The following is a 26,628-nucleotide window of genomic DNA, read 5'->3' as shown; positions in this document are numbered from 1 at the left end:
CTTCGGATCATGCGCGCCGATTCCATCCTGTTCCCGACCGAAGCCGGCCTTTTCTGCCCAGAAGGCGGCTTTCATATCGACCCGCTGAAGCCGGTCGAGCGCGCGCTGATCACGCACGGCCATTCCGACCATGCCCGCTTCGGCCATGGCGCGGTCATGGCCACGGCCGAAACGCTGGAGATCATGCGGCTGCGCATGGGCGACGGCTTCGCGGGCTCGGTCCAGGTGGCTGAAGGGGAAACCCGCATCGGCGGCGTCACCGTGGGATTCCACCCGGCCGGGCATGTGCTGGGCTCAAGCCAGATCGCCGTCGAGGCGGGGGGCTGCCGCATCGTCGTCTCGGGCGATTACGCGCGCCAGCCGAACCCGACCTGCGCGCCCTTCCAGCCGGTGCCCTGCGACGTCTTCGTGACCGAGGCGACCTTCGGCTTGCCGGTGTTCCGCTTTCCCGACCCGGCGACGCAGGTGGAAAAGCTGCTCTCCAGCATGGCCGAGTTTCCCGACCGCCCGCATCTGGTCGGCGCCTATGCGCTGGGCAAGGCGCAGCATGTCATCGCCCTGATGCGAGAGGCCGGCTATGACGCGCCCATCGCCATCCATGGCGCGTTGAAGGTGCTGTGCGATTTCTATGCGGCCCGCGGCGTCGATCTGGGCGCACTGGTGCCGGCCACCGCCGAGGATGTGGCAGCGCAGCTGGTGATCGCGCCGCCCTCGGCCTTCGCCAGTCCCTGGGTGCAGCGGTTCCGCGACCCGGTGATCGGCTTCGCCTCGGGCTGGATGGCGGTGCGGGCGCGGGCGCGGCAGCGCGGGGTGGAACTGCCCCTGGTCGTCAGCGATCATGTGGACTGGCCGGCGCTGACCGCGACGCTGGCGGAACTGGCGCCCGCCGAGGTCTGGGTCACGCATGGCGCCGAGGACGGCGTGATCCGCTGGTGCGAGCTGGCGCAGATCCCCGCCCGGCCGCTGCGGCTGGTGGGTTACGAGGACGAGGCGGAATGAAGGCCTTTGCCGCCCTGCTGGAACGGCTGGCCTTCACGCCGGCGCGCAATGCCAAGCTGCAGCTTTTGCAGCACTATCTGGAACGCACGCCGGACCCGGATCGCGGCTGGGCCCTGGCGGCGCTGACCGGCGATCTGGAACTGCGCCGGGTCACGCCCTCGCTTCTGCGCGGGCTGGCGGCCGAGCGGGTCGACGACCAGCTTCTGGCGCTGAGCTATGATTTTGTCGGCGACCTGGCCGAGACCATCGCGCTGATCTGGCCCGAGGGGGCCGAGGATGATCCTTCGCTGTCCCAGGCGGTGGCGCTGCTGCAGGGCACCGGCAAGGCGGCGCTGCCCGGCGCCATTGCCGCGATGCTGGACCGGCTGGGCCCGTCCGAGCGGCTGGCCTTCCTGAAGCTCGCCACCGGCAACCTGCGCGTCGGCGTCTCGGCCCGCATGGCGCGGATGGCGCTGGCGGGGATGGGCGCGCCCTCGGTCCCCGAGATCGAGGAGATCTGGCACGGGCTCGCGCCGCCCTATGGGCCGCTGTTCGGCTGGCTGGGCGGCGGGACGCGGCCGGACAGCGCGGCGCTGGCGCCGTTCCGCCCGGTGATGCTGTCCACGCCGACCGATCTGGACGAGCTGCGCGCGCTGGACCCCGGCGCGTATTTCGCGGAATGGAAATGGGATGGCATCCGCGTGCAGGCGGTCAGCGAAGGCGGCATGCGGCGGCTGTATTCCCGCACCGGCGAGGACATCTCGCATGCCTTTCCCGACGTCGTCGAGGCGATGGAGTTCGAGGGCAGCGCCGATGGCGAGCTGATCGTGCGCCGCGAGGGCGAGGTCGCGCCCTTCGGCGAGCTGCAGAAGCGGCTGAACCGCAAGACCGTCGGCAAGGGCCTGCTGTCCAGCCATCCGGCGGGTTTGCGGCTTTACGACCTGCTGCTGTGGGAGGGCCGCGACCTGCGCGCCGAGCCGCTGGAGATGCGCCGCGCGGTGCTGGAGGCGGTGGATTTCGGCACCCGCATCGACATCTCGCCGCTGCTGGATTTCGCCACCTGGGAGGATCTGGCCGCGCTGCGTGCCGATCCGCCCGCGGCGGTGATCGAGGGGGTGATGATCAAGCGCCGCGACAGCGCCTATGTCGCCGGCCGGCCGCGCGGGCCCTGGTTCAAGTGGAAGCGCGACCCGATGGTGGTCGATGCGGTGCTGATCTATGCGCAGCGGGGCCATGGCAAGCGTTCGGGCTTTCATTCCGATTTCACCTTCGGCCTGTGGGATGGCGGCGAGCTGGTGCCGGTCGGCAAGGCCTATTTCGGCTTTACCGATGTCGAGCTGCGCGAGCTGGACCGTTTCGTGCGCCAGAACACCGTCGAGCGTTACGGGCCCGTCCGGGCGCTGGCGCCGAAGCTGGTGGTCGAGGTGGCCTTCGAGGGGCTGAACCGCTCGACCCGGCACCGTTCGGGCGTGGCAATGCGCTTTCCCCGCATCAGCCGCATCCGCTGGGACAAGCCGGCAGCCGAGGCGGACCACTTGGAAACGCTCGAGGCGATGCTGTGATCCTGCCGGCCGCGTTCCAGGACTGGTTCGCCCGCCAGGGCTGGCAGCCGCATCCGCATCAGCTGGCGCTGCTGGCCGCCGAGGGGGACAGCCTGCTGATCGCGCCGACCGGCGGCGGCAAGACGCTGGCGGGGTTCCTGCCCTCGCTGGTGGAGCTGGCGCAGGCGGCGCGGCCGGATGGGTATTTGGAAAACAGAGAAGGCCGAAAGGGCCTGCATACGCTCTATGTCTCGCCGCTGAAGGCGCTGACCGCCGATATCGGCCGCAACCTGGCGCGGCCGGTGGCGGAGCTGGGGCTGGGGGTGCGGGTCGAGGACCGGACGGGCGATACCGGCCAGAGCCAGCGCCGCCGCCAGCGCATCGATCCGCCCGAGATCCTGCTGACCACGCCCGAGAGCCTGGCGCTGATGCTGAGCTATCCCGAGGCGCCGGCGATCTTCGGCGGCTTGCGCCGGGTGGTCCTGGATGAATTGCATGCCTTGGCGGAAAGCAAGCGCGGCGACCAGCTGATGCTGGGGCTGGCCCGGCTGCGGCGGCTTGCGCCCGGGTTGCGGGTGGCGGGACTGTCGGCGACGGTCGAGGATCCGCAGGCTTTGGCGGGATTCATGGCGGGCGCGCAGCCGGTGACGGTGGTCGAGGCCGATCCCGGCCCCGATCCCGACATCGCCATGCTGCCCACCGCCCGGCCCGCGCCCTGGTCGGGCGGCGGCGGGCATCATGCCATCCCCGAGGTGCTGGCGGCGATCCGCGAGGCCCGCACCACCATCATCTTTATCAACACCCGCGCCCAGGCCGAGCTGTTCTTCCAGGCGCTCTGGGCCCAGAATGACGAGAACCTGCCCATCGGCTTGCACCATGGCAGTCTGGCGCGCGAGCAGCGGGCCCGGGTCGAGGCGGCCATGGCGGCGGGCGAGTTGCGCGCCGTGGTCGCGACCGGCAGCCTGGACCTGGGCATCGACTGGGGCGCCGTCGATCTGGTGATCCAGGTCGGCGCGCCCAAGAACGTCAAGCGGCTGGTGCAGCGCATCGGCCGGGCGAACCACCGCTATAACGCGCCCTCGAAGGCGCGGATCGTGCCGGCGAACCGCTTCGAGCAGATCGAATGCGTCGCGGCGCTGGAGGCGGTGCGCGAACGCGACCTCGATGGCGATCCGCGCGGACCGGGGCCGTTGGACGTGCTGTGCCAGCATATCGGGCTTACCGCCTGCGCTGCGCCCTTCGACGCCGATGCGCTTTATGCCGAGGTGGTGACGGCCGGCCCCTATCGCGGCCTGACGCGGCCGGATTTCGATGCCTGCCTGGATTTCGCCGCGACCGGAGGCTATGCCTTGCGTGCCTATGACCGCTGGCAGCGGCTGATGCTGCGGGACGGGTTGTGGCAGCTGCGCGACCCGCGGGCGGCGAAGCTGCTGCGGATGAATGTCGGCACCATCGTAGAGGCCGAGATGGTGAAGGTCCGGCTGCGCGGCCGCGGCGGCGTGCCGCTGGGCGAGGTCGAGGAGGGCTTCGCCGCCAGCCTGACCCCCGGCGACAGCTTCCTGATCGGCGGCCGGGTGGTGCGCATGGACGCGATGCGCGAGATGGTGATCGAGGTCACGCCAGATCCCACCCGGCAGCCCAAGATCGCGGTCTATTCCGGCGTCAAGCTGGCCATGTCCACGCAGCTTTCGCATCGCGTGCTGGCGCTGATCGGCGATCCGGCGCGGCATGGGGCCTTGCCGGAGCAGACCCGCGACTGGCTGGATCTGCAGGCCCGGGTCTCGGCCCTGCCCGAGCCGGGGCTGCTGCTGTCGGAAAGCTTTCCCCATGCCGGGCTGTGGCATTTCGCGCTTTACGGTTTCGCCGGCCGCAATGCCCTGCAGACGCTGGGCCTGCTGCTGACCCGCGAGATGGAGGAGGAGGGGCTGGGTCCCCTGGGTTTCCTGTCCACCGATTACGCGCTGCTGGTCTGGTCGCTGGATCCGCTGCGCGATCCGCCGCCGCTGCTGGATCGGGCGCGGCTGCGGGCGGGCCTGGGCGACTGGCTGGGCGGAAATGCGGTGATGAAGCGCACCTTCCGCAATGTCGCCACCGTCGCCGGGCTGATCCAGCGCAACATGCCCGGGCAGCGGAAAACCGGGCGGCAGGCGACGTTTTCCAGCGACATCCTTTACGACACCTTGCGCAAATACGATCCCGGCCACCTGCTGCTGCGCATCACCGGCGAGGAGGCCGGGCGGGGCCTTGTCGATTTCGGCCGGATCGAGGAAATGCTGGACCGCTCGCCCCGGCGCGAGCATCGGATGCTCGACCGGGTCTCGCCCATGGCCGCGCCCTTGCTGCTGGAGGTCGGCCGGGTGCCGATCCGCGGCGAGGGGCGCGAGCGGCTGGCGCAGATCGAGGCCGAGGCGCTGATGGCCGAGGCCGGGCTGGAAGGGATCGCATGAGCGGATACGCCTTTGATTTCCATGGTTTGCGGCTTGAGGCGCGGGCCTCGGGCGCGCTGTGGTGGGCCGATGGTGGCTGGCTGATCGTGGCCGACCTGCACCTGGGCAAGTCCGAGCGTCTGGCCCGGCGCGGCGGTCCGCTTTTGCCGCCCTATGAAGGGCTGGCGACGCTGGAGCGGCTGGCGGCCGAGATCGCGGTTTTGCAGCCGCAGCGCGTCGTCAGCCTGGGCGACGGTTTCGACGATCTGGCGGCGGCCGAGGCGCTGGACCCGCTGGTGGCGGCTTCGCTGGCGCGGCTGGCGCAGGGGCGGGGCTGGCTGTGGATCGCCGGAAACCACGATCCCGGCGCGCCGTCGGGCATACCGGGGCGGGTGGCGGACAGTGCGACCCTGCGCCGCGTCGCGTTGCGGCACGAGCCGGCGGAAGGCCCTGACATCGCCGGGCATTTCCATCCCGCCGTGCGGCTGGCGGGCGAGCGCCGCCGCGCCTTTCTGATCGGGCGCGACCATCTGCTGCTGCCGGCCTTCGGCGCCTATACCGGCGGGTTGATGCATGACGATCCGGCACTGCGCGCGCTGGTGCCGCAGGGGCTGGCCGTTGCCTGCGGGGCCCGCGCCATCGCCATGCCGCTGGCCCGGCGCTGACGAAAAAGGGCCGCCCGAAGGCGACCCTTTCAATCCGTGGAGCCGGATCAGGACGGCGGATCAGAACTTGAAGTTCAGACCCAGTTTCACATTGTGGAAATCCGGGGTGGCGCGGGTCGAGGCGCCGAGGCCGTCTTCCAGGGTTTCCTTGCCGAAATTGGCATATTCGTATTCGCCGGTCAGCGACAGGCGTTCGGTCAGCTTCTTCTCGGCACCCAGGCCGACGATGTAGCCGGTCTTCGAATAGGAGTCGTTGACGGCGATCGGGCCATGGTCCCCGTCGCCCTCGACGCGGTAGTCGACCTTGGCGCGGGCGACGCCGACGATCCCGTAGACCAGGATGTCATTGCCGGTCAGATAGCCGGTCTTCATGCGCAGGGCGAGAACACTCTTGATCTCCGATTCGGCCTCGTAGCCGCCGGTCGAGAAGCTGTCCTCGATCTTGCCGCCTTCATAGCCCAGTTCGGGGCCGAAGACCCAGCGGTCCCTTTGCCAGCGATAGCCGAGACGCAGGCCGGCATTCGCCCCGCTGATCTCCAGCGAAGCGGGGGTGCCGACTTCGGGCTGGTCCACGCCGACCTCGTCGTCGCCGCCGAAGGCATAGCCCAGCGTCAGACCGGCATAGCCGCCGGCCCAGTCGCCAACCGGGGCGGCCTCGATGACCGGGGCCACGACGCCGGTGTCAACGACCGGGGGGGTATAGCCGCCCGCATTCGCAGCCAGAGCCGAGCCAAGGACCAGCGAGGCCGCGACCGCGGCGGCGCGAGGGGTCTTAACACAAACAGCGCACATGTCCACATCTCCTATAGATGGTGATGCCGGCAGGGCGCAGCGTCCCGAGGCATCGAATTTCCTAACTGCTAGCCCTGCAACCGGCAGGCTGCAAGAACGGCGTCGCGATGGGGTCACTCTGTCGCGCAATGCGCGGCATGATGGCAACAATAAACCATAGGTTGTAACAAGAAACGATGATTCGCCTGTGGCGATTTGACGACGGTGCGACTCAGATGTCCAGATTTTCCACGCTCAGCGCGTTCTGCTGGATGAAATCGCGACGCGGTTCGACCACATCGCCCATCAGCTTGGTGAAGATGTCGTCGGCCTCGCTCAGATCCTCGATTCGCACCTGCAGCATGGTCCGCGCCGCCGGGTCCAGCGTGGTCTCCCACAGCTGTTCCGGGTTCATCTCGCCCAGGCCCTTGTAACGCTGCAAGGACAGGCCCTTCTCGCCTTCCAGGAAGATGGCCTGCAACAGGCTGATCGGTCCGTGGATGGGGATGTCGCGGTCCTTGCGGATCAGATGCGCGGTCTGGCCATAGATCTCGTGCAGCGCATCGGTCATGGCGCCCAGCCGGCGGCTTTCGGCGCTGCGCAGCATCGGCCCGTCCAGGGTGCGGCTTTCCTCGACCCCGCGCAGCAGCCGGGTCAGGCGGATGCCGGCATCCTGAGTCGGGCGGCCGGTCCAGCCGCGCTCGTATTCCTCGGCGATCATGTCCAGGCGCTGCGCCACGGCATTGGCCACGCCCTGCGCATCGGCATCGACCCGGCCCTGCACCAGCGCGCCGGCGATGGCGGCCTGTTCGGTGATATGCGCCGGGTAATGCGTCGGATAGGCGCGCAGCACGCGCCGCGCGGTGCGGGCCTCTTCGACCACCCGGGCCAGGTCGGCGCCGCTGAGGGTTTCGCCATTGCCCAGCCGCAGGCTGGCGCCGTCGATGCCCTGCTCGATCAGGTAATCCTCCAGCGCCGCCTCGTCCTTCAGATAGACCTCGGACCGGCCGCGGCTGACCTTGTAGAGCGGCGGCTGGGCGATATAGAGATGCCCGGCCTCGATCAGCTCCGGCATCTGCCGGAAGAAGAAGGTCAGCAGAAGCGTGCGGATATGCGCGCCGTCCACGTCGGCATCGGTCATGATGACGATCTTGTGGTAGCGCAGCTTGTCCAGGTTGAACTCGTCCCGGCCGATGCCGGTCCCCAGCGCGGTGATCAGCGTGCCGATCTGGTCGCTGGACAGCATCCGGTCGAAGCGCGCCCGTTCCACGTTCAGGATCTTGCCGCGCAGGGGCAGCACCGCCTGGTTCTGGCGCGAACGGCCCTGCTTGGCCGAGCCGCCGGCCGAGTCGCCCTCGACGATGAACAGCTCTGACAGCGCCGGGTCCTTTTCCTGGCAATCCGCCAGCTTGCCGGGCAGGCTGGCCACGTCCATCGCCGTCTTGCGCCGGGTCAGCTCGCGGGCCTTGCGCGCCGCCTCGCGGGCCAGCGCCGCCTCGATGATCTTGCCGAGGATCGACTTGGCCTCGGCCGGGTTTTCCTCGAACCATTCGGCCAGCTTCTCGCCCACCAGCCCCTCGACCGCCGGGCGCACCTCGGAGGAGACGAGCTTGTCCTTGGTCTGGCTGGAGAATTTCGGGTCCGGCACCTTGACCGACAGCACGCAGGTCAGCCCCTCGCGCGCGTCGTCGCCGGTGAAATCGACCTTTTCCTTGCGGACCTGGGCGTTCGACTGGGCGTAATTGTTGATGACGCGGGTCAGCGCGCCGCGGAAGCCGGCCAGATGGGTGCCGCCGTCGCGCTGCGGGATGTTGTTGGTGAAGGGCAGCACCGTCTCGTGATAGCTGTCGTTCCACCACATCGCCACCTCGATGCCGATGCCGTTCTTCTCGCCCTGGATGAAGATCGGCTCGGGCATGACCGGGGTCTTGGAACGGTCGATGAACTTCACGAATTCCCGCACGCCGCCTTCATAGTAAAGCTCGGTCCGCAGCGGTTCGGCATGGCGCTCATCCTCCAGGATGATGCGCACGCCCGAGTTCAGGAAGGCCAGCTCCCGCAGCCGGTTCTCCAGCACCTTGAAGCTGAAGTCGCGGTTCGAGAAGGTGCCGTCCGGCCGGTCCTCCTTGGACGAGGCGAGGAAGCGCACCTCAGTGCCCTTCTCGCCGGGCCCGGCCTCGCCGACGACGCGCAGGTGCTCGACGGTGTCGCCGTTCTCGAAGCGGGCGTAATGTTCCTTGCCGCCCCGCCAGATGCGCAGCTCCAGCCAGTCCGACAGCGCGTTCACCACCGAGACGCCGACGCCGTGCAAGCCGCCCGAGACCTTGTAGCTGTTCTGGTCGAACTTCCCCCCGGCATGCAGCTGGGTCATGATGACCTCGGCCGCCGAGACGCCCTCGGTCGGGTGCATGTCCACCGGAATGCCGCGGCCGTTGTCGCGCACCGAGACGCTGCTGTCGGCATGGATCTTCACGCGCACGAAATCGGCATGACCGGCCAGCGCCTCGTCGATGCCGTTGTCCACGACCTCATAGACCATGTGATGCAGGCCCGAGCCGTCGTCGGTATCGCCGATATACATGCCGGGACGCTTGCGCACCGCTTCCAGGCCCTTGAGAACCTTGATGGAATCGGCGCCGTAATCGGAGGTCTGGGGGGCGGGTTCGGTCATTGTCTTCTTATCCTGCCTTGGACCCGCATCTTATAGTGTGCGCCGCACGGAATGTCACGGGAAAGCCACAAGATTTAGCGGTTCGTGCGGCATGCGCACGGCGTCACGCTTCCAGCGCACGGAAGCGGTCCAAACCCCGGCTTCTTTGCTCCCCAAATACCCATGCTGCCCGTCAAGCCGGACGAGTCCGCCGACCCTTTCACCGTTTTCCAAATACTCATTCGGGCGGTTCAAGCCAGCCCGTCCTCGTCCAGCAGGGTGCGGCCGTCGCGGCTCTCGATCTCGATCACCCACAGGTCGGGGTCGCGGGCGGCATTGCGGGCGATCTCGGCGTCGATCTCGGGCTCACCGGCCTCGTTCAGCCGCAGCCAGATCCGCCGGTCGGTCTCGAAATCCCATTCGCGGATCCACAGGCTGGCGCGGCCGTCCAGCGTGGCGCATTTCACCATCACGCTGCCCGCGGTGTCGTCGCCGTGCCGGGCGACATAGGCCGGGATGTCGGCCAGCCCCAGCCGGCGCAGATAGGCCGCGACCCAGATGCCGGCGGCCAGCCGCGGCTCAGGCATCGCCGTCGCGGAAGTCGAGGCCCATCTCGTTATAGCGCTCGGCTTCGTCCAGCCAGTTCTCGCGCACCTTCACCTGCAGGAACAGGTGGACGGGGCGGCCCATGAACTCGGCCAGCTCGGCCCGCGCCGCCTGGCCCACGGCCTTGATCGTCTCGCCGCCCTTGCCCAGGACGATGCCCTTGTGGCCGGGGCGGGCGACATAGACCACCTGCTCGACCCGGGCCGAGCCGTCCTTCTTCTCCTCCCAGCGTTCGGTTTCCACCGTCAGCTGATAGGGGATTTCCTCGTGCAGGCGCAGGGTCAGCTTCTCGCGGGTGATCTCTGCGGCGATCATGCGCATCGGCAGGTCGGCCACCTGGTCCTCGGGGTAAAGCCAGGGCCCCTCGGGCACTTCCTGCGCCAGCCAGTCCAGCAGGTCGTCGCAGCCATAGCCCTTTTCGGCCGAGATCATGAAGGTGCGGGTGAAGTCGAAAGCCGTGTTGAGCTGCTGCGACAGCGCCAGCAGCGCCTCGGACTTCACCCGGTCGATCTTGTTGATGACCAGCGCCACCGGGGTCTGGCCGGCATGCTGGCGCAGGCTGTCGATGATCGCCTGCGCGCCGTCGGTCAGCCCGCGATGCGCCTCGATCAAGAGCAGGATCACGTCGGCATCGGCCGCGCCCCCCCAGGCCGCCTTGACCATGCTGCGGTCCAGCCGCCGGCGCGGGCGGAAGATGCCGGGCGTGTCGACGAAGACGATCTGGCTCGCGCCGCGCATGGCGATGCCGCGGATGCGGGCGCGGGTGGTCTGCACCTTGTGGGTCACGATCGAGACCTTGGCCCCGACCATGCGGTTCAGCAGGGTGGATTTCCCGGCATTCGGCTCGCCGATCAGGGCGACGAAGCCCGCGCGTGTTTCGCTCATGTCGTTCTTTCGATCTGCTCGAGCAGCGCGGCGGCGGCCGCCTGTTCGATGCTGCGTTTGGTGCCCTTGCCGCGGGCGGCGGCCTCGCGGCCGTCGTCCAGCCGGACGGTGATCTCGAATTCCGGGGCGTGGTCCGGGCCCGTGCGCGCGGTCTGGAGATAGCGCGGCGGGGTCATGCCCTGCGCCTGCGCCCATTCCTGCAGCGCGGTCTTGGCGTCGCGGGCGTCGCTTTCGACATTCTTCAGCCGGCTGGACCAGAGCCTCAGCACCATGCTGCGCGCGGCCTCGAAACCGGCATCCAGATAGACGGCGGCGATCACCGCCTCCATGGCGTCGGCCAGCAGCGCCTCTTTCCGCCGGCCGCCCGACATCATCTCGGACCGGCCCAGCTTCAGCACCTCGCCCAGCCCGATCTCGCGGGCGATGGCGGCGCAGGTCTCGCCCTTGACCAGCGCATTGTAGCGCGGCGCCAGCTGGCCCTCGGTCGCGGCGCGGTCGGCCGAGAACAGCGCCTCGGCCATGGTCAGGCCCAGCACCCGGTCGCCCAGGAATTCCAGCCGCTGGTTGTCGGGCCGGGTGGCGCTGGCGATCGAGCCATGCGTGAGCGCGCGGCGCAGCAATTCGGGGCGCGAGAATTCATGCCCCAGCCGTTCCGAGAATGCGCGCAGGTCTGCAGAAATCTTCATGTCCCGATCCTGCCACGGCGCGGGGCGCCGCGGCAATTCTTCCCTTAGTTCACGGCCTTCAGGAACCGGTCCGGACGCCAGGTCCAGAAATACAGAAGCGATTTCCCGGCCGAGGAGAACATGATCCGGTCGGCGCGGCCGATCAGGTATTCGGCCGGCACCATGCCGACCCCGCCCACCGCGGCCGGCCAGCGCGAGTCGCCGGAATTGTCGCGGTTGTCGCCCAGGAAAAAGTAATTCCCCTCGGGCACGGTGAACTCGGCCGTGTTGTCGCCGGGACCGTTGTCGAAGATGTTCAGCACGTCATGCGTCAGCCCGTTCGGCAGCGTCTCGGTATGGCGGTCCTTTTCGCAGGCCGCGCCCTCGGGCACCGGCTCGTTGCGGCATTTCGGCAGGGTCTGCTGCGGGCCCTGCGGCGCGTAGGGTTCGGTGAAGGTGCCGGCGGGCTGCTGCGGCACCTCCTGCCCGTTGATCCACAGCACGCCGTTCTTCATCTGGATGCGGTCGCCGGGCAGGCCGATCACCCGCTTGATGAAATCGTCGCCCCGCGTCGGGTGGCGGAAGACCACGACATCGCCGCGCTCGGGTTCGGAACCCAGGATGCGGCCCGAGATCGGGCAGAGCGCGAAGGGGCAGGAGACCCGCGAATAGCCATAGGCCATTTTGTTCACGAACAGGAAATCGCCGATCAGCAGCGTGTCCTTCATGCTGCCCGAGGGAATCCAGAACGGCTGGAAGAACAGGGTGCGGAACACCCCCGCGATCACCAGCGCCCAGAAGATGGTCTTGACGGTTTCCCAGATGCCCCCATCCTTGCGGGCTACGCTTTTCGCCATGGATGCCATTCCCTTCATCGGCAAGTCGCGCGTTCATGGGGTGCGGGGGACGGCAAAGTCAAGCCGTGCCCGTCCTCATGCCGTCGTCTTCACGCTGTCGGGAAGCGCCTCGATCACCACGAAGGCCTGCGCCCAGGGGTGGTCGTCGGTCAGCGTCACATGCACATGCGCGCGATGGCCGGAGGGCGTCATCGCCGCCAGCCGCTCGGCCGCCCAGCCCGTCAGCTGCATGGTGGGCTGGCCGGTCGAAAGGTTCCTGACCGCCATGTCCCGCCAGCTGATGCCCATGGCGAGCCCGGTTCCCAGCGCCTTGGAACAGGCCTCCTTGGCGGCCCAGCGTTTGGCCAGGGTCGCGGCTTCCTGCCGGCGGCGGCGGGCCAGCGCCAGCTCGGTCTCGGTGAAGACCCGCTGCCGGAAGCGGTCGCCGTGGCGGTCCAGCACCCCGGCGATGCGGTCGATGTTGCAGAGGTCCGAGCCTATGCCGAGAATCATGCGCCTGGTTGGTCCTGTGGTGACATGGGTATTTGGGCAACGAAGAAATCAGGGGCGGGCCGCGTCCATGCGGCGGCGCATCTCGCGGATCGCCGGGCCGAGGCCGAGAAAGACCGATTCGGCAATCAGGAAATGGCCGATGTTCAGCTCGCGCAGTTCGGGGATGGCGGCGACAGGGCCGACCGTGTCGAAGGTCAGGCCATGCCCGGCATGGACCTCGAGCCCCAGAAGATGCGCCTGTGCCGCGCCCTTGCGCAGGGCTTCCAGTTCCAGGTCGCGTTCGGCCAGCCGCCCCTCGGTGTCGAAATCGCAATAGGCGCCGGTATGCAGTTCCACCACCGCGGCGCCGATGCGGGCGGCGGCCTCGATCTGCTCCTGCTCGTGGCCGATGAACAGCGACACCCGGCAGCCCGCCTCGCGCAGGGGGGCGATGAAATCGGCCAGGTAGCTTTCGTTGCCGGCGACGTCGAGCCCGCCCTCGGTGGTGCGCTCCTCGCGCTTTTCGGGGACGATGCAGACGGCATGCGGGCGGTGGCGCAGGGCGATGGCCTGCATTTCCGCCGTCGCGGCCATTTCCAGGTTCAGCGGCAGTTGCAGCGCAGCCATCAGCCGGTCGATATCCGCGTCCGAGATATGGCGCCGATCCTCGCGCAGATGCGCGGTAATGCCGTCGGCGCCGGCCTCTTCGGCCAGTTCCGCCGCGCGCACCGGGTCGGGCCAGGGCGTGCCGCGGGCGTTGCGGATGGTGGCGACGTGGTCGATGTTGACGCCGAGGCGCAGCATGGTTTCCCCTCTCGGATTTTTACGGCAGGTTAGAGCTTTGCCGGCGCAAGTCCAGATGCGGCCACCCACCAGCCGGGATTTGCCGCGGCGATGCGGGCGCGGGCGGCCTCGGCCGCGGCCGCGCTGGCGAAAAGCCCGAAGCAGGTCGCGCCCGAGCCGGACATGCGGGCAAGCGCCGCGCCTTCGGCCCGGATCGCGGCGAGGCAGTCCGAGATTGCCGGCATCAGGGCGATGGCCGGCGCCTCGAGATCGTTGCGGCAATCCTGCAGGAAGGCGATCAGCGCGCCGGCGTCGGGAAAATCCGGCAGCGGTTCGGGCATGGGCGGATTGTGGCGCCGTGCCAGCGCCCTGAACACGGCGGGGGTCGGCAGGCCGCGCCCCGGATTGACCAGCAGCACATGAAGCGCCGGCAGGGGCGGCAGCGGCGTCAGGATCTCGCCCAGGCCCCGCATCCGCACCGGCCGGCTGGCAAGGCAGGCGGGCAGGTCGGCGCCCAGCGTTTCCAGCCGCGCGGGCCCGGCCTCCAGCGCGCGCAGCACCGCCGCCGCATCGGCCGAACCGCCGCCGAGGCCCGAGGCCACCGGCAGGTTCTTTTCCAGGGTGATCCGCGCCTCGCGCCCGGCCAGACGCGCGGCGCGCAGGCAAAGGTTGTCGGGCTCGGCCGCGAGGCCCTGGGCGAAGGGGCCGGTCAGGCTGAGCGACAGGGGGCCCGGCGCGACCGTCACCACGTCGCCCAGCTCCAGGAACACCACCAGCGAATCGAGCAGGTGATAGCCGTCCGGGCGGCGGCCGGTGACATGCAGGGTCAGGTTCAGCTTGGCGGGGGCCGCCTCGCGCCGGGGCAGGGGCATGGTTCAGTCGGCCCGGGCAGGGTCCGGCGAGCGGGTTTCGGGGGCGCGCGGTTCGGGCAGCTTGCCGCCATTGGCCTTTTCCTCCTCCAGCACCGCATCCAGCCCGCGCTCGAGCTTGGCGCGGATGCGGCTGGCCTCGGCCTCGGTTTCCGGCTTCAGCGACAGGGCGCGGTGCCATTGGATCTCGGCCTCGCGCTTGCGGCCGACCATCCAGTAGATGTCGCCCATATGGTCGTTGACCAGCGAATCGCTGGCCATGGCTGCGACGGCCCGCTCCATCGGCGCCACGGCTTCCTGATAGCGGCCGAGGCGGAAATAGGCCCAGGCCAGCGAATCGAGGATATAGCCGTCATCCGGCCGCAGTTCGACCGCGCGCTGGATCAGCTTCAGGGCCTCGTCCAGCTTTTCGTTGCGGTCCACCAGGCTGTAGCCCAGATAGTTCAGCACCTGCGCGGAATCGGGGCGGATCTTCAGCGCGGCGCGGAAGTCGGCCTCGGCCTTGGGGAACTGGCCCGCGCGTTCCAGCGCGATGCCGCGGGCATAGAGCGGGAACCAGCGCGCCTCGGGATTGTCCTCGCCGATGAGGCTCAGCGCCTTGTCATAGGCCGGGACCGCCTGGCCGAACTTGTCCTGCTGGCGCAAGAGGTCGCCAAGCGCGATCCAGCCCTGCGCCAGCTCGGGATGGGCGGCGGTCAGCGCCAGCGCGGCCTTTTCGGCATCGGCCAGCCGCTCGGCCCGGGCCAGCGCGTCGATGCGGGTCAGCTCGGCGACGGGGCGCATGTCGCCCAGTTCGCGCAGCTTCTCGAATTCGCGCTCGGCAAGGTCGAACTGGCCGAAACCCTGCAGGAGCTGCGCCGCCAGCAGCCGCGCCTCGCCCAGGTCGGGGGCGAGATATTCGGCCAGCCGGGCATGGATCAGCGCCAGCGGGTCGGGTTCGTCGCTGGTCGCCAGAACCGAGCCGAAGGTCAGGAAGACCTGCGCGATGCCGTCCGAGGGCGTGCGGATCGAATCGAAGGGCAGCGTCTCGCCCCGGGCCATGCGGTCGCGCAGGGCGACCAGATGCGGCTCTTCCGTGAAGCCCGGCGTGGCTTCGAGCATGGCGATGGCATCCCTGTTGCGCTCAAGCTGCGACAGCACCTGCGCGCGGGCCACGACGCCCAGGATATGCGCCCCTGTGGCCGGATCGGCCAGCAGCAGCTCGGCGCCCTCGAAATCGCCGACCCGTGCCTTGGCCAGCGCCAGGTGATAGTTCACCATCGGCCCGGCGCCGCGCAGCTCGGCCAGTTTCTTGAAGGCGGAAAGCGACGCGCCCGCCCGGCCGGCGCCCAGCAGTGCCCAGGCCCGCATCATGCCGTCGACCAGCATGCCGCCGCCGGGCGCGCCGGCCTCGTCCTCGGGCGGGGGGGCGGCGTCGATGGCGGCCAGCAGCGCGTCCCAGCGACCGGCGCGAGCCATCTCGGCGCGCTGCACCAGCCGGGCCAGCTCGGTGGCGCGGCCCTGGTCGGACATGGTGCCGGCCAGGGCGGTGGCACGCTCCATCTCTCCGGCCGAGATCAGCGCGACCATGGCGCTGTCCTGCAGATAGCCGTCGCTGTCATCCTGGGCCAGCGCCTGCAGATAGTAATGCGCGGCGCGGGCATAGTCGTTCTGGATCGCCGCCATGCGCGCGGCCAGATAGGGGCCGGAAAGACCGCGCAGCTCGGGCGCCGGCGCGGCCGGGCGGTGCGCCGGCCGCTCGCCGTTCGGGGGCGCGGGCTGTTCGGCCTGGGCCAGCATGGGCGCGGCGAGGGCGCCCTGCGGCAGCGGCAGGGCGATCAGCGCGATCAGCGCCATGGGGATCAGTCTTGTGGTCACGGCTTGGGCCCATGTCTCGGCGATTGCGCCAGCGACCCTAGCCGCCGCAGCGCGGATGGGCAACGCCGCGACCGGCGCGGCGCACGCCTCTGCGATCACATATTCGGGTAGTTCGGCCCGTCGCCGCCCTGTGGCGTTGTCCAGTTGATGTTCTGGCTGGGGTCCTTGATGTCGCAGGTCTTGCAATGCACGCAGTTCTGGAAGTTGATCTGGAAGCGCGGGCCGCCCTCGCCCTCCAGCACCTCATAGACCCCGGCCGGGCAGTAGCGCGTCGCTGGCTCGGCATAGACCGGCAGGTTCACCTGGATCGGGATCGCGGGGTCCTTCAGCTTCAGGTGGCAGGGCTGGCTTTCCTCGTGATTGGTGAAGCTGAACGCCACGTTGGTCAGCCGGTCGAAGGACAGCTTGCCGTCGGGCTTCGGGTAGTCGATGGGCTGGAAATCCGCCGCCTTGCCGGTGGCCTGCGCATCGGTCTTGCCGTGCTTCCACGTCCCCAGCGGGTTCCAGCCGGTGAGGTTCGCCACCCACATGTCGAAGCCGCCGAGCGCCAGGCTGGCCCAGAGCCCCAGCTTCGACCAGAGTGGCTTGACGTTCCGGACCGGCTTCAGGTCGCGGGCGATGGGGCCCGAGCGCAGGTCGGCCTCGTATTCGGCCAGCTCGTCACCCGCGCGCCCCGCCGCGATGGCCGCCGCCGCCGCCTCGGCCGCGGCGATGCCGGACAGCATGGCGTTGTGGTTGCCCTTGATGCGCGGCACGTTCACCAGCCCGGCCGAGCAGCCCAGCAGCGCCGCCCCCGGCACGGTCAGCTTCGGGATCGACTGCCAGCCGCCCTCGGAGATCGCCCTTGCGCCATAGGCGACGCGCTTGCCGCCCTCCAGCAGCTCCGCGACCAGCGGATGGTGCTTGAAGCGCTGGAACTCCATATAGGGATAGAGATAGGGGTTGGCATAGTTCAGGTGCACGACGAAGCCGACCAGCACCTGGTTGCCCTCAAGGTGATAGATGAAGCTGCCGCCGCCGGCGTTCTTGCCCAAGGGCCAGCCCATCGTATGCGTCACCGTGCCGGGCCTGGCCTTGGCCGGGTCGATCTCCCAGATCTCCTTCATGCCGAGGCCGAATTTCTGCGGCTCATGGCCGGCCGAGAGGTCGTATTTGCCGATCAGCTCCTTCGCCAGCGACCCGCGCACGCCCTCGGCGATCAGCACGTATTTGCCGCGCAGCTCCATGCCGGGCTCGTAGCCCGGGCCGGGGGTGCCGTCGGCGTTGAGCCCCATCTCGCCGGCGACGACGCCGACGACGCGGTCGCCCTCGTAGACCAGCTGCGAGCAGGCCATGCCGGGGAAGATCTCGACCTCCAGCGCCTCGGCCTGCTCGGCGAGCCAGCGGCAGACATTGCCCATCGAGACGATGTATTTGCCGTGATTGTTCATCAGGGGCGGCATCGGCCAGTTCGGGACGCGGACCTGGCCATGCGGGCCGAGGATGTAGAAATTGTCCTCCTTCACCTCGGTGGTGACCGGGGCGCCCTTGTCCTTCCAGTCCGGGATCAGCTTGTCGAGGCCGGCGGTGTCCAGCACCGCGCCCGAGAGGATATGCGCGCCGATCTCGGAACCCTTCTCCAGCAGCACCACGGAAAGCGCGGGGTTCACCTGCTTGAGCCGGATCGCCGCCGACAGGCCCGCAGGCCCGCCGCCGACGATCACCACGTCGTAATCCATGGATTCGCGTTCGATCTCAGACATGGCTCGGCCTCCAATCCCCTGGCTCTTGACTCTGCGCCGAACACCTAACGCGTAACATTCTTGCGGGCAATCGGAACGCGACGAACAATTGCAATTCTGCGACCTTTCTGCGCGAGGTCTCGCGGATGGCCTCCGCCGGGGCTTGAAACAGGGCCCGGAACCGGCCACGATGCCTTTCGGATTTCAGCGGACGCCCCCGGCCCAAGGTCGGGGGCGTTCCAACACCTTGTTTCGCGTTGACTGGCGTCGCACCGTTGCGACCGGAAGGACTGGAATGGAAAAGATACCGATGACCCGCGCGGGCTATGACCAGCTGGACGAGGAATTGCGCGAGCTGCGCTCGGTCCAGCGTCCGGCGGTGATCCGCGCCATCGCCGAGGCGCGCGAGCACGGCGACCTGTCGGAAAACGCCGAATACCACGCCGCGCGCGAGAAGCAGAGCTTCGTCGAAGGCCGCATCAAGGAGCTGGAGATGATTCTGTCCCGCGCCGAAGTCATCGACCCGAGCCGGCTGAACGGCTCGATCAAGTTCGGCGCCACCGTCACCCTGCTCGACGAGGACAGCGAAGAGGAGCGCACCTATCAGATCGTCGGGGAGGCCGAGGCGGATCTGGAGCGCGGGCTGCTGAACATCCGCTCGCCCCTGGCCCGCGCCCTGATCGGCAAGGACGAGGGCGACAGCGTCGAGGTCGTCACGCCGGGCGGCGGGAAATCCTATGAGATCATCTCGATCCGCTATGTCTGAAGGATGGGGCCGGGCGCATGAACTCGCTTGATCCGCTGCGCAGGCTGGCCATCGAACAGGCACGCGGCCGCGTGCTGGCCGTCGGCGCGGCGTCCAGCCTGGCCTGGCTGGCGCTGGCCGGGCTGTTCGCGCTTTTCGGTCCCGAGTCGGAAGGGACCGGGGCGGCGGGCTGGCTGCTCTGGCTGGTCGGCCTGTTCCTGCCGCTGGCGCTGATCTGGCTGGCGGTCTGGGCGGCGCGCAGCTTGCTGGCGCTGCGGCAGGAGGCCGAGGAGCTGCGCGCCATGCTGGCCCGGATGCAGGACGAGGACGCTGCGGCCGAGCCCATGGCCGAGCCGCGCCCCGTCGCAGCCGCGCCCGCACCCGCCCCGGCGGCGCGGCGCAATGCCATTCCCGCGCCGCCGCGGCCGGCGGCGGACACGCGCCAGGCCACGCTGGAGCTTGATTCGCCGGCGGCGGCCGAGCTGACCCCGACCGAGCTGTTCTATGCGCTGAACTTCCCCGACGGTCCCGAGGATCGCGAGGCGATTCGCTGCCTGCGCCTGGCGCTGGCGGATCCGGGCATGGCCCGGCTGATCCGGGCGGCGCAGGACGTGGTCACGCTGCTGGCCGGGCAGGGGGTCTATATGGACGAGCTGGCGCTGGCCGAGGCCGATCCCGCGCTGTGGCGCCGCTTCGCCGAGGGCGCCCGCGGCGAGGCTGTGGCGGCGCTGGCGGTGATCCGCGACGAGGCCGCGCTGGCCACCGCGGGGACGATGCTGCGCGCAGACGAGGTCTTCCGCGACGTGGCCCATCATTTCCTGCGCCATTTCGACCGGCTGCTGAGCCGCAAGGCGCAGGACGGCGATCCGCAATTGCTGGCCGTGCTGGCCGAGACCCGCTCGGGCCGGGCCTTCACCTTGCTGGCGCAGGTGACCGGCATGCTGGGCCAGGCCGGGGCAGAGGCCGAGGCGGCGGAGGGGTCCTGAAGCCCGGGGGCGCGCGCGGGTCGCCTTGCGCCCCAGGCGGGCGGCGTGGCTAAAGCGGCAGCCGCAGCACATGGGCCGGCGCCGACCAGGGCCAGCCCAGCCTTTGCCGCGCCAGCGGGCGGAAGCCCATCGCCTGCCATGCCGCCAGCCCGTCACGGTTGCCCGCCTGCACCTCGGCGCGCAGGGCCGGATGGCCCAGTGCGCTTGCATGGGCGGCGGCGCACCGGATCAGGGCGCGGGCGATGCCCTGCCGCCGCCATTGCGGCAGCACGGCGATGCCGTCCAGCACCAGATCCGAGGTCGCCGCACCGGGACGGTAGAGCCCCGCCGCCAGATGCCGCAGCCGCCCGCGCGCCGGGCCCCAGACCGCGACGAAGCCCTCGGCGCTGGGGTCGAGAAAGCCGCCGCCCGCCCCGCGCAGCCCGACGATCCCGACCAGCCGTCCCGAGGGCGCCAGCGCCACCAGCGCCCGCTCGGCCCGCATCGCGGCGCGGATCAGCGCCACCCCCTGCCGCGCCGCCACCGGCAGCGGCAGGACCTGCGCGCCGAAATGGCGCCAGTAAAGCGCCGCCGCCGCGCCCTGCAGCTCGGGCGGGATGCCGCGCAGGATGCGGGGCGGGATCTGCGGTCCGGGCATGGCGGTCCCTTCAGGTTCTTGTATGGAGGTTCTTGTATCGGGCCGCGGTTTTGGCCAATGTGCCGCCAGCCATATCCCGAACATGAGCCGTTTTCACCATGTCCGCGCAAGCCGATCTTGCGGCCCCTTCCCGCCTGACCCCCGAGCAGAGCCGCGCCCTGCAGCGCAGCCCGGCGCAATGCCTGCGCCATGGCTTCCTGCAGGCGCTGCCCTTCATCCTTGTGCTTCTGCCCTTCGGCATGCTGTTCGGCGTGGTCGCCAGCGATGCGGGGCTGGACCTGCCGCAGATCCTGGGCTTCACCGTGCTGGTGCTGGCCGGGGCCTCGCAATTCACCGCGGTGCAGCTGATGACCGATCACGCGCCGGCGCTGGTGGTCATCGTCTCGGCCATCGCGGTCAATTTGCGCATGGCGATGTATTCGGCCTCGCTGGTGCCCTGGCTGGGCGGGGCAAGGCCGCGCGACCGGGCCTGGATCGCCTATGTGCTGATCGACCAGAGCTATGCGCTGGCGATCCAGCATTATGAAAAGCATCCCCGGCTGAGCCTTGAGCAGCGCATCGGCTATTTCCTGGGCGCGGTGCTGGCGACTTGTCCGTTCTGGCTGCTGGCCACGCTGCTGGGCGTCTGGCTGGGCAAGGCCATCCCCGAGGACTGGGCACTGGATTTCGCCATGCCGATCACCTTCCTGGCGCTGATCGCGCCGATGCTGCGCAGCCCGGCCCATGTCGCGGCGGCGCTGGTCGCGGTGCTGGGCTCGCTGGCCTTCGCCTTCCTGCCCTCGGGGCTGGGGCTGTTCGTGGCCGCGCCGCTGGCCATGCTGACCGGCGCCGGGGTCGAGGCGCTGATGGAACGCAGAAACGGAGCCCGCCCGTGACCGGCTACAGCAATGCCACCATCTGGCTGATCATCCTTGTCCTGGCGCTGGGGACCTATGGCTTGCGCTGGTCCTTCCTGGGCGTGCTCGGCGGCCGGCCGATGCCGCTCTGGGCGCAGCGGTTGCTGCGCTATACCGCTGTCGGGGTGCTGCCGGCCATCGTGGCGCCGCTGGTGGTCTGGCCGGCGGCGACGCATGGCGCGCCCGATCCGGCGCGGATGATCGCGGCGGTCGTCGCCGTGGCGGTGGGGGTCGCGACGCGCAACGTGCTGGCGGCCATCCTGTCGGGGATGGCCACGCTTTACACGGCGCTTTATCTCATCACGTGAAGGCGGCCGTCGGCGCCATAGCCGGCGATGGTGCCGCTTTTCTGGCGCAGGAGCACGTCGTGGTTGTTGGCGGGATCGCCGTCCATGTGCTTCTTGGAGGTCACGCCCGGCAGGGTCAGGAACCAGTCGCGCAGCTTGAGCACCGAGAAGCCGGTCGGCGCGGCCTCGAAGCCCGGCACGCGGCTCAGCGCCTTGCCGGTGTTGACGGCGCAGAAGCTCTTGTTCGAGGCGCCCTGCCGCTCGACCGAGCGGATCGCGGCATCGGCGACGGCCAGCGGCACGCGGACCGTGTCCTCGGCCACCCAATAGGTCGAGCGCGCGTGATAATCGATGTAGAAGTTCTTGAAGTTCGGCGTGATGCCGTAAAGCACGTCGTGCCGTTCCGGGATCGCCGGATGTTCCCAGCTGCCGGCGGGGTCGTAGATCACCCGCTGGCTGCCGTTGATCATCAGCGCGGAATGCCCGCCCTCGCCGCGCGGGATGCCGATGACGCTGAACAGCGTGATCGAGGGCGGCTCGTCCGAGACATAGCGCGCGCGCCGGATGGCCTCGTCGCTGGCCCATTTGTTGTCTGCCCCGCAAGCCGCAAGCGCGGCCGGCAGCGCCAGCGCAAGGAAGGCACGCCTTTGCATTTCTGGTCTTTCCCCGGTCAGGATCAGGCGTTGGTCAGCGCCAGGAACACCAGCACGGCGATGGCAAGGATGCTGACCCAGGTCGCAGCCTTGATGAAACCGGCAAAGGTCGCCTGCTGGGCGCGGATGTCCATTTCGCCATGCTTGTGTTCGGTGATTTCGTGATGCGAGGCCATGATCCTGTCCGTAACGATGCGATGCGTCGGGCGCAGGGATAGCGCAAGGCGGCGTCCGTGTCACGCCCCCCAAAGCACCGCGCCGGACCCGGTCTTGCCCATGGGCCACACCCGGCCGGTCGCGCGCAGGTGGTTGATATGCCCGACCGCCTCGGCCAGCGCCAGGCCGAATTCGGGCTTGGCGATCTGCCGGCGATAGAGCAGCGGGAAGCAGTCCACCACGCTGTGCGGTTGCTGGCGCAGCCCGTCCAGCAGGCGGTCCAGCGCCGCGCGCTGGTTCTCGGCCAGTTGCCGCAGCCGGGTCGGCAGGCCGCGATAGGGCAGCTTGTGACCGGGCAGCACCAGCTGCTCGGGCCGGGCGAATTCCGCCAGCCGCGCGCAGCTTTCCAGCCAGTCGCCCACGGTATCGGCCTCGGGCTCGGTCGGATAGACGCCGAGATTGGGCGAGATCGTCGCCAGCATCTGGTCGCCGCCGATCACCAGATCGTCGTCCAGAGACCACAGCGTCACATGTTCCGGCGCATGGCCATGGCCCATGCGTACGATCCAGCGCCGCTCGCCGAATGTGACCTGCTGCCCCTCCCACAGCCGGCGATAGCCGGGCGGCAGCGGGGCGCAGACATCGGCGCTGTTGAAAGGACGCTCGTGGCTGCGCTCCTCGATCAGCTCGGGCGGCATGCCGGCCCCGCGCCAGAAGGCGATCGCCTGCGGGGTCGGGCGTTCCTGCACGTCGAGGATGCCCATCCGCGCCGTCAGCCAGGCCGAGCGCGAGGTCCAGAGTTCGGCCCCCTGCGCCTGAAACCAGCCGGCAAGGCCCATGTGGTCGATATGGTGATGGGTGGCGATCAGCCGGCTGACCGGCGCCCCGGCCAGCGGGCCCTGCAGGATGCCCTGCCAGATGCCGCGGGTGCGGCGGGTGTCCAGCCCGCTGTCCACCAGCGTCCAGCCATCCGCGTCGCGAAGGGCGTAGACATTGACCGTATCGGGCTTGAACGGCAGCGGAAGCTGGAACCAGAACACGCCGGGGGCGATCTCATGCGCCTCGCCCTCGGCCGGCGGGTTATGGGTCTCGCTGCGTATCACCCGGCCATTTGACCCAGCAGCGCGGCATCGTCAAGCGCCGCCAGATCGGCCAGCCCGGCCCGCGCAGCCGCCAGATCGGCGGCGAAATGCGGCAGGATGCGGGTGATGTAGATCCGCGCCAGCGCCTTGCTGCCGCCGCCGGTCGCGGCGCGCAGGTGGTAATGCGCCCCCAGCACCCGGGCAAAGGCCGACAGATAGGGCACCGCGCCGGCGAAACGGTCGTCCATGCCCAGCTCCAGCAACTCATGCGTGGCCTCGCGCAGGGTCTCGGCGGCTTGCCAGAGCTGGTTGGCCAGCTCGGGCTCGGCCGATTGCGCGGCCTTGGCGCCGTCGAGGATCTCGTCCAGCAGCGCCATGGCCGCCGCGCCGCCGTCCGAGAGCTTGCGCCCGACCAGGTCCATGGCCTGGATGCCGTTCGTCCCCTCGTAGATCGCGGTGATGCGCACGTCGCGCAGATACTGGGCGGCGCCGGTTTCCTCGATATAGCCCATGCCGCCATGCACCTGCACGGCGGTATCGGCGACGCGGATGCCGATATCGGTGCCATGCGCCTTGGCGATCGGGGTCAGGAAGGCTGCGCGCGCGGCCCATTCGTCCGAACCGGTGGCCCGCGCCATGTCCAGCGCCACCGCGCAGCCCAGGCAGATGGCGCGCGCCGCAAAGACCTCGGCCCGCGATTCCGCCAGCATCCGGCGCACGTCGGGATGGCGGATGATCGGGCCCATCTGCACCCGCTCGGCGGCATAGGCCACGGCCTGCTGCAGCGCCGCCTCGGCCTGGGCCACGCCCTGCACGCCGACGCCCAGCCGGGCGCAGTTCATCATGGTGAACATGGCGGCCATGCCCTTGTGCTCTTCGCCGACGATCCAGCCCTTCGCGCCCTCGAAGCTCATGACGCAGGTCGGGCTGCCGTGGATGCCCAGCTTGTGCTCCAGGCTGACGACGCGAAGGTCGTTGGCGAGGCCGGGCTTGCCCGCCTCGTCGGGGATGAACTTGGGCACCATGAACAGGCTGATGCCGCGGGTGCCCGCGGCCCCGTCGGGCAGGCGCGCCAGCACCAGATGGCAGACGTTTTCCGTCACGTCGCTGTCGCCCCAGGTGATGAAGATCTTCTGCCCGGTGATGCGATAGCTGCCGTCCCCGGCCCGCTCGGCCCTGGTGGTCAGCGCGCCCACGTCCGAGCCCGCCTGCGGTTCGGTCAGGTTCATGGTGCCCGACCATTCGCCCGAGATCAGCTTGGGCAGATACAGCGCCTTGAGCTCGTCGCTGCCGTGATGCTCCAGCGCCTCGATCTGGCCCTGGGTCAGCAGCGGATTCAGCTGCAGCGCCAGGCAGCCCGAGGCGATCATCTCGTTCACCGCCATGTTCAGCGCCTGGGGCAGGCCCATGCCGCCATGTTCGGGGTCGGCGGCAAGCCCGATCCAGCCGCCCTCGGCCAAGGCGCGGAAGGCCTCGGCATAGCCGGGGGATGAGCGCAGCTTGCCGTTCTCCAGCCGCGCGGGGGTCAGGTCGCCGGCGCGGTTCACCGGCGCGACGACTTCGGTCGCCAGCTTGCCGGCCTCGGTCAGGATGGCGGACATGGTCTCGGCCGTCGCCTCGGCGAAGCGGTCGGTGCCGGACAGGTCCGGAAACGACACGACCCGGTTCAGGATGAACGCGATCTGATCGACGGGGGCTTGATAGGCCATCCGCACTCTCTCCCTCTGGCGCCTTGGCAAATCCGGCTGCGGCGCGTAACTGATGCCTTGGTTTCGATCATATTTGCCGCCCCGCGTCCATCAACCACAACCCGACGTAACGAATGCAGACCCTGATCCTAGGCCACGATCCCCGGGGCGTGCGCGCCGCCGCCGACCTGCTGGCGCAGGGCGAGCTGGTCGCCATCCCGACCGAGACGGTCTACGGCCTGGCCGGCGACGCGCGCGACGCCCGCGCCGTCGCGCGCATCTACGAGGCCAAGGGCCGGCCCAGCTTCAACCCGCTGATCGTGCATCTGCCGGACCTTGCCGCGGCCGAGCGCATCGCGGTCTTCGATGATGCGGCGCTGGCGCTGGCGCGGACCTTCTGGCCCGGCGCGCTGACGCTGGTGCTGCCGCTGCGGCCGGGGGCCGGCATCGCCTCGCTGGTGACGGCGGGGCTGGACACGGTGGCGATCCGCGTGCCGGCGCATCCGGCGGCGCAGGAGGTGCTGCGCGCTTTCGGCGGGCCGTTGGCGGCGCCCTCGGCCAATCCGTCGGGGCGGATCAGCCCGACCTCGGCCGCCCATGTCGCGGATCCCGAGACCGGGCTGGGGGGGCGCATCGCGGCGGTGCTGGATGCCGGCGCCTGTCCGGTCGGGGTGGAATCCACCATCGTCGGCTGGGTCGGGGGCCAGCCCGCGCTGCTGCGCCCCGGCGGCGTCGCGGCGGAAGAGATCGAGGCGGTTCTGGGCCGGCCGCTGGCCCGGCCCGAGGCCGATCCCGACGTGCCCACCGCGCCGGGGCAGCTGACCAGCCATTACGCGCCGCGCGCCAGCCTGCGGCTGCATGCCGGGGCCGCGCGGCCGGGCGAGGTGCTGATCGGCTTCGGCCCGGTGGCGGGCGAGATGACGCTGAGCGAGACGGGCGATCTGACCGAGGCCGCGGCGCGGCTGTTCGACCTGCTGCGCCGCGCCGACGAGCTGGGGCGGCCCATCGCCGTGGCGCCGGTGCCGGAACGGGGGCTGGGCGCCGCGATCAATGACCGGCTGCGCCGCGCCGCCGCGCCGCGCTAGGCGTCAGGCATGGCCGGCGCTGGGCGACAGCATCAAGGGGTCGATGCCCAGCGATTTCAGCGCCGCGCGCCATTTTCCGGAATTGTCGGGGCCGAAGATGATCTCGTCGCCGCGGTCCGAGGTCAGCCAGCCGTTGTCGCGGATTTCCGAATCAAGCTGACCCGGCCCCCAGCCGGCATAGCCGAGCGCCAGCATCGCCGGCTGCGGCCCGTGGCCATGCGCGTAATCCTCGAGAATGTCGCGGGTGGTGGACATGGCGAGGTCATCGGCGATGCGCATCCGGTTTTCGTCAAGCTGGATGTCGCGGGGCACGCGATGCAGCACGAAGCCGCGCCCCGGCTCGACCGGGCCGCCGAAGCGCACGGGAATGTCCAGCGCATTCGCGTCCGCATGGATGCCAAGCTGCGCCAGCAGGTCGGAAAAGCCGATCTCGGGCAGTGGCCGGTTGACCACCAGCCCCATGGCGCCGTCCTCGGAATGGGCGCAGACCAGGATCACCGACTGTTCGAAGCGCGGGTCGCGCATGCCCGGCATGGCGATCAGCATCTTGCCGGTCAGGTTGCTCGACTGGTCCATGATCTGCTCCGTCCTTTTCCCTAAAGATCGGTCCTGCCGGCTGTTTTAGCAAGGGATTGTCGCTATTGTGACTTCACGCCGGGGGCGGGGGG

General features: G+C 69.6%; 26 protein-coding genes. 9 read left to right on the top strand and 17 right to left on the bottom strand.

The window, feature by feature from the left end:
• Positions 1 to 9 precede the first annotated feature (9 nt).
• Genes LOS78_RS17975 through pdeM form a run of 4 tightly spaced genes read left to right on the top strand, consistent with a single transcriptional unit; the run spans position 10 to position 5,610 of the window.
• Positions 10 to 999, top strand: a complete 990-nt coding sequence (locus LOS78_RS17975; RefSeq protein ID WP_230377677.1) for a ligase-associated DNA damage response exonuclease — start codon at positions 10 to 12, stop codon at positions 997 to 999.
• Positions 996 to 2,540, top strand: coding sequence for a cisplatin damage response ATP-dependent DNA ligase (locus LOS78_RS17970; RefSeq protein ID WP_230377676.1), 1,545 nt, complete (start codon positions 996 to 998; stop codon positions 2,538 to 2,540). The genes LOS78_RS17975 and LOS78_RS17970 overlap by 4 nt, the downstream gene beginning before the upstream one ends.
• Positions 2,537 to 4,966 carry a ligase-associated DNA damage response DEXH box helicase gene (locus LOS78_RS17965; protein ID WP_230377675.1) on the top strand — a complete coding sequence of 810 codons (2,430 nt, stop codon included), beginning with the start codon at positions 2,537 to 2,539 and terminating at the stop codon, positions 4,964 to 4,966. Before LOS78_RS17970 ends, LOS78_RS17965 begins: the two co-directional genes overlap by 4 nt.
• Positions 4,963 to 5,610 carry a ligase-associated DNA damage response endonuclease PdeM gene (pdeM, locus tag LOS78_RS17960; protein ID WP_230377674.1) on the top strand — a complete coding sequence of 216 codons (648 nt, stop codon included), beginning with the start codon at positions 4,963 to 4,965 and terminating at the stop codon, positions 5,608 to 5,610. Before LOS78_RS17965 ends, pdeM begins: the two co-directional genes overlap by 4 nt.
• Before the next feature lie 60 nt (positions 5,611 to 5,670).
• Here the strand turns inward: pdeM and LOS78_RS17955 are convergent, their stop codons facing one another.
• From LOS78_RS17955 to LOS78_RS17905, 11 genes are all read right to left on the bottom strand, one after another.
• A complete protein-coding gene (locus LOS78_RS17955; RefSeq protein WP_230377673.1) occupies positions 5,671 to 6,402 on the bottom strand; it encodes an outer membrane protein in 732 nt (243 codons plus the stop codon).
• A gap of 211 nt (positions 6,403 to 6,613) precedes the next feature.
• Positions 6,614 to 9,052, bottom strand: a complete 2,439-nt coding sequence (gene gyrB, locus LOS78_RS17950; RefSeq protein ID WP_028713341.1) for a DNA topoisomerase (ATP-hydrolyzing) subunit B — start codon at positions 9,050 to 9,052, stop codon at positions 6,614 to 6,616.
• 230 nt (positions 9,053 to 9,282) lie between these two features.
• A complete protein-coding gene (locus LOS78_RS17945; RefSeq protein ID WP_230377672.1) occupies positions 9,283 to 9,618 on the bottom strand; it encodes a DUF1491 family protein in 336 nt (111 codons plus the stop codon).
• The gene (gene era, locus LOS78_RS17940; RefSeq protein WP_028716199.1) at positions 9,611 to 10,522 is read right to left on the bottom strand and encodes a GTPase Era; all 912 of its coding nucleotides are present in this window, start codon (positions 10,520 to 10,522) and stop codon (positions 9,611 to 9,613) included. The genes LOS78_RS17945 and era overlap by 8 nt, the downstream gene beginning before the upstream one ends.
• A complete protein-coding gene (gene rnc / locus LOS78_RS17935; protein ID WP_230377671.1) occupies positions 10,519 to 11,208 on the bottom strand; it encodes a ribonuclease III in 690 nt (229 codons plus the stop codon). The genes era and rnc overlap by 4 nt, the downstream gene beginning before the upstream one ends.
• 44 nt (positions 11,209 to 11,252) lie before the next feature.
• Positions 11,253 to 12,053, bottom strand: coding sequence for a signal peptidase I (lepB, locus tag LOS78_RS17930; protein ID WP_028713345.1), 801 nt, complete (start codon positions 12,051 to 12,053; stop codon positions 11,253 to 11,255).
• A gap of 66 nt (positions 12,054 to 12,119) precedes the next feature.
• Positions 12,120 to 12,536, bottom strand: a complete 417-nt coding sequence (gene acpS, locus LOS78_RS17925; protein ID WP_028713346.1) for a holo-ACP synthase — start codon at positions 12,534 to 12,536, stop codon at positions 12,120 to 12,122.
• Positions 12,537 to 12,584: 48 nt separating this feature from the next.
• The gene (locus tag LOS78_RS17920) at positions 12,585 to 13,319 is read right to left on the bottom strand and encodes a pyridoxine 5'-phosphate synthase (RefSeq protein WP_230377670.1); all 735 of its coding nucleotides are present in this window, start codon (positions 13,317 to 13,319) and stop codon (positions 12,585 to 12,587) included.
• A 29-nt stretch (positions 13,320 to 13,348) separates the two neighbouring features.
• Positions 13,349 to 14,170 (bottom strand): 4-(cytidine 5'-diphospho)-2-C-methyl-D-erythritol kinase, encoded by an 822-nt coding sequence (locus LOS78_RS17915; protein WP_230377669.1) that lies wholly within the window; start codon positions 14,168 to 14,170, stop codon positions 13,349 to 13,351.
• 3 nt (positions 14,171 to 14,173) lie between these two features.
• A complete protein-coding gene (locus LOS78_RS17910) occupies positions 14,174 to 16,024 on the bottom strand; it encodes a tetratricopeptide repeat protein (RefSeq protein ID WP_230377668.1) in 1,851 nt (616 codons plus the stop codon).
• A gap of 95 nt (positions 16,025 to 16,119) precedes the next feature.
• Positions 16,120 to 17,766, bottom strand: a complete 1,647-nt coding sequence (locus LOS78_RS17905; RefSeq protein ID WP_230377667.1) for an electron transfer flavoprotein-ubiquinone oxidoreductase — start codon at positions 17,764 to 17,766, stop codon at positions 16,120 to 16,122.
• A 274-nt stretch (positions 17,767 to 18,040) separates the two neighbouring features.
• On the opposite strand from LOS78_RS17905, the gene greA reads away from it, so the two are divergent.
• Positions 18,041 to 18,511: a transcription elongation factor GreA gene (gene greA, locus LOS78_RS17900; RefSeq protein WP_024845767.1), complete on the top strand. Its 471-nt coding sequence runs from the start codon at positions 18,041 to 18,043 to the stop codon at positions 18,509 to 18,511.
• Between the two features lie 17 nt (positions 18,512 to 18,528).
• The gene (locus tag LOS78_RS17895) at positions 18,529 to 19,476 is read left to right on the top strand and encodes a hypothetical protein (protein WP_230377666.1); all 948 of its coding nucleotides are present in this window, start codon (positions 18,529 to 18,531) and stop codon (positions 19,474 to 19,476) included.
• A 49-nt stretch (positions 19,477 to 19,525) separates the two neighbouring features.
• Here the strand turns inward: LOS78_RS17895 and LOS78_RS17890 are convergent, their stop codons facing one another.
• The gene (locus LOS78_RS17890; protein WP_230377665.1) at positions 19,526 to 20,113 is read right to left on the bottom strand and encodes an N-acetyltransferase; all 588 of its coding nucleotides are present in this window, start codon (positions 20,111 to 20,113) and stop codon (positions 19,526 to 19,528) included.
• Positions 20,114 to 20,211: 98 nt separating this feature from the next.
• On the opposite strand from LOS78_RS17890, the gene LOS78_RS17885 reads away from it, so the two are divergent.
• Positions 20,212 to 20,988, top strand: coding sequence for an AzlC family ABC transporter permease (locus tag LOS78_RS17885; RefSeq protein WP_230377664.1), 777 nt, complete (start codon positions 20,212 to 20,214; stop codon positions 20,986 to 20,988).
• Positions 20,985 to 21,317, top strand: coding sequence for an AzlD domain-containing protein (locus LOS78_RS17880; protein ID WP_028713354.1), 333 nt, complete (start codon positions 20,985 to 20,987; stop codon positions 21,315 to 21,317). Before LOS78_RS17885 ends, LOS78_RS17880 begins: the two co-directional genes overlap by 4 nt.
• On the opposite strand, the gene LOS78_RS17875 is transcribed toward LOS78_RS17880, so the two are convergent.
• Genes LOS78_RS17875 through LOS78_RS17860 form a run of 4 tightly spaced genes read right to left on the bottom strand, consistent with a single transcriptional unit; the run spans position 21,302 to position 24,896 of the window.
• Positions 21,302 to 21,949 (bottom strand): hypothetical protein, encoded by a 648-nt coding sequence (locus LOS78_RS17875; protein WP_028713355.1) that lies wholly within the window; start codon positions 21,947 to 21,949, stop codon positions 21,302 to 21,304. The two genes, LOS78_RS17880 and LOS78_RS17875, sit on opposite strands and share 16 nt — an antisense overlap.
• A 23-nt stretch (positions 21,950 to 21,972) precedes the next feature.
• The gene (locus LOS78_RS17870) at positions 21,973 to 22,125 is read right to left on the bottom strand and encodes an aa3-type cytochrome c oxidase subunit IV (protein ID WP_028713356.1); all 153 of its coding nucleotides are present in this window, start codon (positions 22,123 to 22,125) and stop codon (positions 21,973 to 21,975) included.
• A gap of 60 nt (positions 22,126 to 22,185) precedes the next feature.
• A complete protein-coding gene (locus tag LOS78_RS17865; RefSeq protein WP_230377663.1) occupies positions 22,186 to 23,208 on the bottom strand; it encodes an MBL fold metallo-hydrolase in 1,023 nt (340 codons plus the stop codon).
• Positions 23,205 to 24,896 (bottom strand): acyl-CoA dehydrogenase, encoded by a 1,692-nt coding sequence (locus tag LOS78_RS17860; protein ID WP_230377662.1) that lies wholly within the window; start codon positions 24,894 to 24,896, stop codon positions 23,205 to 23,207. Before LOS78_RS17860 ends, LOS78_RS17865 begins: the two co-directional genes overlap by 4 nt.
• A gap of 113 nt (positions 24,897 to 25,009) precedes the next feature.
• Here LOS78_RS17860 and LOS78_RS17855 point away from each other — a divergent pair, with 113 nt between their 5' ends.
• Positions 25,010 to 25,960: an L-threonylcarbamoyladenylate synthase gene (locus tag LOS78_RS17855; RefSeq protein ID WP_230377661.1), complete on the top strand. Its 951-nt coding sequence runs from the start codon at positions 25,010 to 25,012 to the stop codon at positions 25,958 to 25,960.
• Positions 25,961 to 25,963: 3 nt separating this feature from the next.
• Here the strand turns inward: LOS78_RS17855 and LOS78_RS17850 are convergent, their stop codons facing one another.
• On the bottom strand, positions 25,964 to 26,536 hold the full coding sequence (locus LOS78_RS17850; RefSeq protein ID WP_028713360.1) for a YqgE/AlgH family protein: 573 nt from the start codon (positions 26,534 to 26,536) through the stop codon (positions 25,964 to 25,966).
• Positions 26,537 to 26,628 lie beyond the last annotated feature (92 nt).

Origin of the sequence: Paracoccus sp. MA, assembly GCF_020990385.1 — a bacterium.
Lineage (GTDB): Bacteria > Pseudomonadota > Alphaproteobacteria > Rhodobacterales > Rhodobacteraceae > Paracoccus.
Note: the sequence above shows the minus strand (reverse complement) of the source record. Positions and strands in the feature narration are given on the sequence as shown.